8 protein-coding genes and 3 tRNA genes are annotated in these 8,454 nt (G+C 55.3%); 4 read left to right on the top strand and 7 right to left on the bottom strand.

From position 1 onward, the window contains the following. The 3 genes from amiB to nnr form a co-directional block, all read right to left on the bottom strand. Positions 1-1,265, bottom strand: a 1,265-nt coding sequence (gene amiB / locus ACZAHD_RS19695) for an N-acetylmuramoyl-L-alanine amidase AmiB (RefSeq protein ID WP_462458265.1), incomplete at its 3' end; no start/stop codon positions are given. Between the two features lie 11 nt (positions 1,266-1,276). Continuing rightward, the gene (gene tsaE, locus ACZAHD_RS19690) at positions 1,277-1,735 is read right to left on the bottom strand and encodes a tRNA (adenosine(37)-N6)-threonylcarbamoyltransferase complex ATPase subunit type 1 TsaE (protein WP_462458264.1); all 459 of its coding nucleotides are present in this window, start codon (positions 1,733-1,735) and stop codon (positions 1,277-1,279) included. Beyond that, positions 1,728-3,239: a bifunctional ADP-dependent NAD(P)H-hydrate dehydratase/NAD(P)H-hydrate epimerase gene (gene nnr / locus ACZAHD_RS19685; protein ID WP_462458263.1), complete on the bottom strand. Its 1,512-nt coding sequence runs from the start codon at positions 3,237-3,239 to the stop codon at positions 1,728-1,730. The genes tsaE and nnr overlap by 8 nt, the downstream gene beginning before the upstream one ends. A gap of 13 nt (positions 3,240-3,252) precedes the next feature. Here nnr and queG point away from each other — a divergent pair, with 13 nt between their 5' ends. Next, positions 3,253-4,392, top strand: coding sequence for a tRNA epoxyqueuosine(34) reductase QueG (queG, locus tag ACZAHD_RS19680; RefSeq protein WP_462458262.1), 1,140 nt, complete (start codon positions 3,253-3,255; stop codon positions 4,390-4,392). 271 nt (positions 4,393-4,663) lie between these two features. Here queG and ACZAHD_RS19675 read toward each other — a convergent pair. The 3 genes from ACZAHD_RS19675 to ACZAHD_RS19665 form a co-directional block, all read right to left on the bottom strand. Beyond that, positions 4,664-4,739: transfer RNA gene (locus ACZAHD_RS19675), tRNA-Gly, on the bottom strand. Between the two features lie 24 nt (positions 4,740-4,763). Then, positions 4,764-4,839 (bottom strand) — tRNA-Gly (locus ACZAHD_RS19670). A gap of 23 nt (positions 4,840-4,862) precedes the next feature. Next, positions 4,863-4,938 (bottom strand) — tRNA-Gly (locus tag ACZAHD_RS19665). Between the two features lie 285 nt (positions 4,939-5,223). Between ACZAHD_RS19665 and ACZAHD_RS19660 the strand changes: the two genes are divergently transcribed. Next, entirely contained in the window at positions 5,224-5,958 is a 735-nt protein-coding gene (locus ACZAHD_RS19660) for an arginine ABC transporter substrate-binding protein (protein ID WP_462458261.1), read from the top strand. A gap of 44 nt (positions 5,959-6,002) precedes the next feature. Here the strand turns inward: ACZAHD_RS19660 and orn are convergent, their stop codons facing one another. Next, a complete protein-coding gene (gene orn, locus ACZAHD_RS19655; RefSeq protein WP_462458260.1) occupies positions 6,003-6,548 on the bottom strand; it encodes an oligoribonuclease in 546 nt (181 codons plus the stop codon). A gap of 160 nt (positions 6,549-6,708) precedes the next feature. On the opposite strand from orn, the gene rsgA reads away from it, so the two are divergent. Together rsgA and asd are read left to right on the top strand one after the other, a co-directional pair. Further along, entirely contained in the window at positions 6,709-7,770 is a 1,062-nt protein-coding gene (rsgA, locus tag ACZAHD_RS19650; RefSeq protein WP_462458259.1) for a small ribosomal subunit biogenesis GTPase RsgA, read from the top strand. A gap of 95 nt (positions 7,771-7,865) precedes the next feature. After that, on the top strand, positions 7,866-8,454 hold a 589-nt coding region (gene asd / locus ACZAHD_RS19645; protein ID WP_462458258.1), incomplete at its 3' end, for an archaetidylserine decarboxylase.

Below are 8,454 nucleotides of genomic sequence, written 5' to 3'. Positions count from 1 at the left end.
GGTGCCGACTGAAGCGGATGTTGCGTAAAGTAGTTACGCAGACCGTTATAAATGGCTTCGGCAATCTGCTGCTGATAATTGTCGCTCCCCAACAGACGCTCTTCCCCGGTGTTGCTGATAAAGCCAGTTTCCACCAGGATCGACGGGATATCCGGCGAGCGCAATACGCCAAGGCTGGCATGCTCAGGACGGCGTTTATGCAGATCGCCCACCCGCTGCAGCTGACTTAATACGTCCGTTGCCACATCATAGCCAACGCGCTGAGAATGCCCGAACTGTAAATCCAGCACCGCCTGGCTAAGATAGGGATCGGACTGGCTGTTCGCCAGCACATCGCCCGCCCCGCCGAGCAGTTCAGACTGCTTCTCATGCTGTTCGAGCCAGCTGGCCATCTCGCTGTTCGCGCGACGGTTGGATAGCACCCATACCGACGCGCCGGTAGCATCGCGATTCGGTGCCGCATCGGCATGAATGGATACCAGGAAGTTAGCGTTCTGCTTACGCGCCACGTCCGAACGCCCCATCACCGAAATAAAGTAATCCCCATCGCGGGTCAACACCGGCTTGAACAGCGGATCGGCATTTAACAACGCGCGCAGTTTGCGGGCGATGGCAATCGTGACATTTTTCTCTTTGGTGCCGTTCGGTCCAATCGCGCCAGGATCCTGTCCGCCGTGACCGGCATCAATGGCGATAATCACCTTATCATCCGACGCCACCGCGCGGCTCACCGGGCGCGCCACGCCCTGGCTGCTGGTCATCGCCGTTTGTCGTTCGCTACCGGACGATTTGAACGGATTGCGTGCGGGTTCAGCCGGACGTAATGGCTGCACCGGCTTTTCTACCCGTTTAGCCGCCACTGGCGGCGGTGGAGGTGGCGCATCGGCATTAATCGTGAAAACCACGGTGTAGTTTGAGCCATTTTGCTGCTTCACCGCGCGCGTTTTACCATCTTCCGTCAGATCCACCAGCAAGCGCAAAGTCTGGGGATCTTGCGGCGTTCCCGCCCGAATGCTTTTCACCAGATTGTTGCCGCTAAACAGCAGCGGTAGCCCTTGCAGCACTCCGCTCTGCTTAATATCCAGCACCATGGTACGCTTGCCCTGTGGACGGAACGAATATTCGGGATCGCCGATAAAGCTAATCGTAATACGGGCTTGTTGATCTCCATTTGCAACCTGGATATCGGATAAACTTGCCGCGGTGACCTGAATGCTAAACAGCATCAGCGTCGCGGCCAGCCAACTGGTTATGCGATAGATCATCCCGTTATCCTTCAGGCTAAACGTGTCAATAAAGACTCACCCAATGCAGAGACCGCCGTTACGCGCGCCTCACGCCCTTGTGCCTGATACGCAAGATGAATTTCGACATCCGGCTCAGGCAATACACCTGCACCTTGTTGTGGCCACTCCACCAGGCAGATGGCATCGTTAGCAAAATAATCACGAATCCCCATAAATTCGAGCTCTTCAGGGTCCGCCAGACGATACAGGTCAAAATGGTACACCGTCAGATTGTCGAGCGCGTAGGGTTCCACCAGCGTATAGGTCGGGCTTTTAACATTCCCGCGATGGCCGAGCGCGTGCAAAAAGCCGCGGCTAAAGGTCGTTTTCCCCGCCCCCAAATCGCCATACAGATAGATAACCGTCGCGCCAGTACAGGCCTGCGCAATACGGTCACCAAGGTCTAAAGTTGCCTGCTCATCGGCTAAAGGAATCACTCGGTTAATCATGGTTCAGGTCAATCACATCCGGGTTAACAACACGCCTGAGCGTGGAAAAGAGATCGGTCGCCAGCATCCCACGGCTGCCATAACGGGCAGCCAGTCGGTCAGCGGCTTCGCCATGCGCCACGCAGCCAGCGCAGGCTGCATCATACGGCGTCAGCCGTTGTCCTGATAGCGCGGCGATAATACCGGTCAGCACATCGCCCATTCCGCCGCTGGCCATCCCGGCATTGCCGGCATCGATAATACCCATCTCGCCTGCTTCGCTGGCCACCACCGTGCCCGCGCCTTTCAGCACGACCACACCTCCGTACCGTTTTACCAGACGTTGCGCAGAAAGTAAGCGATCGCTTTCAATTTCTGCCACGCTGCAGTTCAGCATACGGGCGGCTTCACCGGGGTGCGGCGTCAGCACACGATTGTGACGTTTATCGGGATTGATTGCCAGCAGGTTCAACGCATCCGCATCCCACACCATTGGCTTGTGACAATCCCGTACCTGGCGCAGCGCCTGGGCTCCCCATTCGCTTTGCCCAAGACCGGGACCAATCGCCACCACATCGGCCCATTGCAGACTGTCTTCAACACTCTGCGTCGTCAGCTCATGGACCATTAATTCAGGTCTGGCGGCAACAACAGGGGCAATATTTTCTTTGTGAGTGAGCACTCGCACCAAACCTGCGCCAGTCCGTAATGCCGCTTCACCGGTCATGCGGATGGCACCAGCGGTACCGCGATCGCCGCCGATAATCACCAGTTTACCGTGATCGCCTTTATGCGATGTCGGACGTCTGGGAGGGAGCCAGTCGGCCAACTGTGACGCATCGAAACGCCGCAACGGCACCGTCTGAGCAGCCAGCCAGCTTTCGAGTCCCAGCGCGTGATAATACAGGCGGCCAACCACATCCCGGGCTTTACCCGTCAGCAGCCCGGGCTTGAGGCCGATAAATGTGATCGTGCAGGCCGCATCTATCACCGCTCCTGGAGTGCTACCGGTTTGCGCATTGAGTCCCGAGGGGATATCCAGCGCCACAACCGGTGCAGGATGCGCATTCGCACGCTGGATTAAGGCCGCGATATTCTCCCGCGGAGCGCTATGTAGTCCGCTGCCAAGCAGCCCGTCGATAATGAGAGAGATCTCCGGTGGCCAGGGAATATCTGCGGCGTGAATGGTCCCTCCGGCGCTCAGCCACGCATCACGGGCGGCGCTAGCTTCTTCCGGCAGTGGTTTCTCGCTCTCAAGGGCCAGCAGCGTGACGGCGATGCCCTCAGCCTGCGCCAGACGCGCCACCACGTAGCCATCACCACCGTTATTGCCATAACCGCAGAGGATCAACCAATGTTTGCTGGCAGGGTAGTCGGCTCGCGCCCGCTGAAAAGCCGCTTCGCCGGCCCGCATCATCAGCTCAAACAGCGTCAGGCCCAGACTGTCCGCCGCCGCTTTTTCCGCGCGCCGCAGCGCATCTGCAGGCCAGATGAAGTGTGGTATACTCACAGGGTTTTTCGTCATCGTATGGTCCATCATGCCTCAGCCCCTCGATCTCAATAAGTTAGCGCAGCAAATCAAGCAATGGGGCACTGAACTGGGGTTCCAGCAGGTCGGGATTACCGATACCGATCTCAGCGCCAGCGAACCTAAACTGCAGGCATGGCTGGATAAACAATACCACGGCGAGATGGAATGGATGGCGCGTCACGGAATGATGCGCGCCCGTCCCCATGAGCTTCAGCCCGGTACGTTACGCGTGATCAGCGTGCGGATGAACTATCTTCCCGCCAACGCCGCTTTTGCCCGCACCCTGAAAGATCCCTCGCTAGGTTACGTCAGCCGGTATGCCCTCGGGCGTGATTATCATAAGCTGTTGCGCAACCGCCTGAAAAAACTTGGCGAGATGATTCAGGAACAGTGTACTTCGCTCAATTTTAGACCGTTTGTCGATTCTGCGCCCATTCTGGAGCGCCCTTTGGCGGAAAAAGCCGGGCTTGGCTGGACCGGCAAGCACTCGCTTATTCTCAACCGCGATGCCGGATCATTCTTTTTTCTCGGTGAACTGCTCGTTGATATTCCGCTCCCTATCGACAGCCGGGTGACGGAAGAGTGCGGCCGTTGCGTTGCCTGCATGACTATCTGCCCTACCGGTGCGATCGTCGAACCCTATACCGTTGATGCCCGCCGCTGTATCTCTTATCTGACCATTGAGCTGGAAGGCGCCATTCCCGAGGAATTTCGCCCACTTATTGGCAACCGCATCTACGGCTGCGATGACTGCCAGCTGATTTGCCCGTGGAACCGCTTCTCACAGTTAACGGACGAAGCGGACTTCAGCCCACGCAAAGCGCTGCATGCGCCGCCGCTGGTAGAACTGTTTGCCTGGAGCGAAGCGCATTTTCTGAAGGTGACGGAGGGGTCTGCCATCCGCCGGATTGGTCATCTGCGCTGGCTACGGAATATTGCCGTTGCATTGGGTAATGCGAGCTGGGATGAGGCGCATCTTACTGCGCTGGAAAGTCGCCGAGGTGAGCACCCACTACTCGATGAACACATTGAGTGGGCGGTGGCGCAACAAATTGAGAAACGCAATGCCAACGTCGTTGAAGTACAGTTGCCGAAGAAACAACGTCTGGTTCGGGTGATCGAGAAAGGGTTGCTGAGAGATGCCTGATTCATTCACAGGCTGTGAATAAAAACAAAAACACATTGCGTTTCAATAAACAGACGTTCGTCAAGTGATCGCATTAACACTTTGGAATGAAATTTTCTTATTAAATATCAAATAGATATATTTACATCATTCAAAAATTGAAGTTGCTCAACGTCAGGTTGCGAGAGTTTAACCTGTGGATAACTCTGTTTACAGTATTTTTCTTTCGACAGCGGAAAGCATCCCCTGCGCGATTTTGCACTGTGGATAAACTGGAGATGAGAAGAAATTCTGGAGCGGGAAACGAGACTCGAACTCGCGACCCCGACCTTGGCAAGGTCGTGCTCTACCAACTGAGCTATTCCCGCTTGGGTATGGTGACTTTCAAATTCTGGAGCGGGAAACGAGACTCGAACTCGCGACCCCGACCTTGGCAAGGTCGTGCTCTACCAACTGAGCTATTCCCGCTTGGGTATGGTGCTTTCAAATTTTGGAGCGGGAAACGAGACTCGAACTCGCGACCCCGACCTTGGCAAGGTCGTGCTCTACCAACTGAGCTATTCCCGCATACTTCTTGCCATATTTCTACAGCGTCGTGATGCGCATTTCTGCTTCGTCACGGGAGGCGCATTATACGAGAATTCGATTTACCTGCAACCCCCCTGCGAACACTTTTTTGCGTTTTTTGTCTGAGTGGGCATTTTATCGCCAGACACATCGCCAAATTGTACAAATAAGCATCGGGCAAGGCAAAATAACTTTTTCCAGCCGTGCTAAAGGCGCAAAATCGCTCAGATTTGTGGGCCCGATACCCGCTCACGGTCAACAATCATGACAAACAGGGAAATTCAGATGACAAGAGCGCTTTCCGTCCTGCTGCTGACCACGCTGCTTGCTACAGGGACAGCATCTGCGACGACGCTACATTTCGGCACCACGACGGCCAATCCGCCCTTTGAAACCGTGAATGCGAAAAACCAGCCCTCAGGGTTTGATATCGATCTGGCCAAAGCACTGTGCAAACAGATGCAGACCGAATGCAAATTTACCCCTCAGGACTTCAATACGCTGATTCCCGCGCTGCGTTTTAAAAAATTCGATGCCATCATTGCCGGCATTGAAGTCATTCCCATGCGCGAAAAGCAGGTCGCCTTTACCCAGCCCTATCGTCAGACACTCTCCGGCGTCGTGGTAACGACAAAAGGGGCCGCCCATCGCTTCGCCGATCTGAAGGGCAAGACACTCGGTGTCGTTAAAGGCACTGTCCACCAGCACTATCTACGCGATCAACAAAAAGGGGTCAACGTCATTGAGTACGACAATGACGCCAGCGCATTGTCCGCGCTGAAAGAGGGGAGCGTGAATGCCGTGATGGGCGACCAGAAAACCCTCGCCCCGTGGCTGCAGGAGAATCCTGATTACGCCATGATGGATGAACGAGCGACCGATCCGAAATATTACGGCAAGCAATATGCCATTGCGGTACGTAAAGACGATCCGGAGCTGCTCAATGCCATGAATGCTGCGCTGGAGGTGGTTAAGGCATCGCCTGACTTCCAGGCGATGGAACAAAGGTGGTTTAAGTAAGCTAGCTACGCCGGGGCCATCTCCATCTGACCCCGGCGCTGTCATTACAGCTTGATAAAGTTCTCGCGATAGTAAGCCAGCTCCGCTACCGACTCGCGGATATCATCCATCGCCTGATGGGTACCCTGCTTTTTAAAACCATTCAGGATTTCCGGCTTCCAGCGGCGCGCCAGCTCTTTCAGCGTGCTGACGTCGAGGTAACGGTAGTGGAAATACGCTTCCAGCTCCGGCATATATTTGAACAGGAAGCGGCGATCCTGACCAATGCTGTTGCCGCAGATAGGCGATTTGCCCGCCGGCACCCACTGTTTAAGAAATTCGAGGGTCGCCAGTTCCGCTTCGCGATCGCCTTGTTTGCTGGCCTTAACGCGTTCGACCAGCCCGCTCCCGGTATGCGTGCGCACGTTCCATTCATCCATCAGCGCCAGCTGCGCGTCGGACTGGTGAACCGCAATCGTCGGCCCCTCCGCCAGAATATTCAGGTGCGCATCGGTCACCAGAGTGGCGATTTCAATAATGCGATCGCGCTCAGGATCCAGCCCAGTCATTTCAAGATCGATCCAAATCAGGTTGTTTTCATCTGCACTCATGCTATTTTCCACCCATAATTTTACAATTCTGGCCCGTAAAACTTCAGGACGCAGGCAAAACAACGTACCAGCATCTTGCAAGATGACGGGTCGATATTCATCTTAGATAGCGTGTATCATAGAGGTTTTGCCCACCCAGGGCGACCAGGAGCCAGTTCGATTGAGTAAAAATAAACTCTCCAAAGGCCAACAGCGCCGCGTGAAGGCCAACCACCAGCGCCGCCTGAAAACGACTTCGGAGAAGGCCGATTACGATGACAACCTGTTTGGTGAAACCTCTGAAGGGATCGTCATCAGCCGCTTTGGCATGCATGCCGATGTCGAATCCGCCGATGGTAGCGTTCACCGCTGCAACATTCGCCGTACAATACGTTCGCTGGTCACCGGCGATCGCGTCGTCTGGAGACCCGGTAAAGATGCCGCCGATGGCGTCAATGTGAAAGGGATTGTCGAAGCGGTACATGACCGAACCTCCGTCCTGACCCGTCCGGACTTTTACGATGGTGTCAAACCTATCGCCGCCAATATCGATCAAATCGTCATTGTTTCCGCGATCCTGCCCGAGCTGTCTCTGAACATTATCGACCGCTATCTGGTCGCCTGCGAGACGCTGGATGTTGAACCGCTGATTGTGCTCAATAAGACCGACCTGCTGGATGCCAGCGGCATAACCTTCGTTAACGAGCAGATGGATATCTACCGCGGCATCGGCTATCGCGTGCTGATGGTTTCCAGCCGCACTCAGGATGGCCTCAAGCTGCTTGAGGAAGCACTCACCGACCGTATCAGCATCTTTGCCGGGCAGTCCGGGGTGGGGAAATCCAGCCTGCTGAACGCGCTGCTGGGTCTGCATGACGATCAGATCCTGACCAATGACGTGTCTGACAACTCAGGACTCGGCCAGCACACCACCACCGCCGCGCGTCTCTATCACTTCCCGCACGGCGGCGATGTGATCGACTCCCCCGGCGTTCGCGAATTCGGCCTGTGGCACCTGGAAGCGGACCAAATTACCCGCGGCTTTGTCGAATTCCATGATTATTTAGGCCGTTGTAAATATCGCGACTGCAAGCACGATACCGATCCGGGCTGCGCCATTCGTGAAGCGGTAGAAAATGGCCACATCGCCAAGAGCCGTTTTGAAAACTATCACCGCATTCTGGAAAGCATGACTCAGGTGCAGGTAAAAACGCGTAAAAGCTTTTCATCATCCGATGACTGACATTTAAGCTGAGCATCGTTAGAATCGTCCCCTTTTTTGCAGGGCCCCGCACGTTGGCGGGGTCAGGAACGACAAATCATGGCCTGGAGGCTACCTTGTTAAACGATCTTAAACTTTCACTGCAATACATTCTGCCTAAACTGTGGCTCACCCGCCTCGCAGGCTGGGGTGCGAGCAAACGAGCGGGTTGGCTGACAAAGCTGGTCATCGATCTGTTCGTGAAATACTACAAGGTCGACATGAAAGAGGCGCAAAAGCCCGATACCGCCAGCTACCGCACCTTTAACGATTTCTTCGTGCGCCCGCTGCGTGAAGACGCCCGTCCATTGAATACGGATCCTAACGTGCTGGTCATGCCAGCCGATGGCGTTATCAGCCAGTTGGGCGCGATCGAAGACGACAAAATTTTGCAGGCAAAAGGCCACAACTACACGCTGGAAGCACTGCTGGCAGGGAACTACCAGATGGCCGAACTGTTCCGCAACGGTACCTTCGCCACCACCTACCTGTCGCCGCGCGACTATCACCGCGTACACATGCCGTGCACCGGTATCCTGCGTGAAATGATCTACGTCCCGGGGGATCTGTTCTCCGTTAACCACCTGACCGCACAGAACGTTCCGAATCTGTTTGCCCGTAACGAGCGCGTCATCTGCCTGTTCGATACTGAGTTTGGCCCGATGG

Source organism: Raoultella sp., from assembly GCF_039594335.1.
In the GTDB taxonomy this organism is placed as follows: domain Bacteria; phylum Pseudomonadota; class Gammaproteobacteria; order Enterobacterales; family Enterobacteriaceae; genus Klebsiella.
Note: the sequence above shows the minus strand (reverse complement) of the source record. Positions and strands in the feature narration are given on the sequence as shown.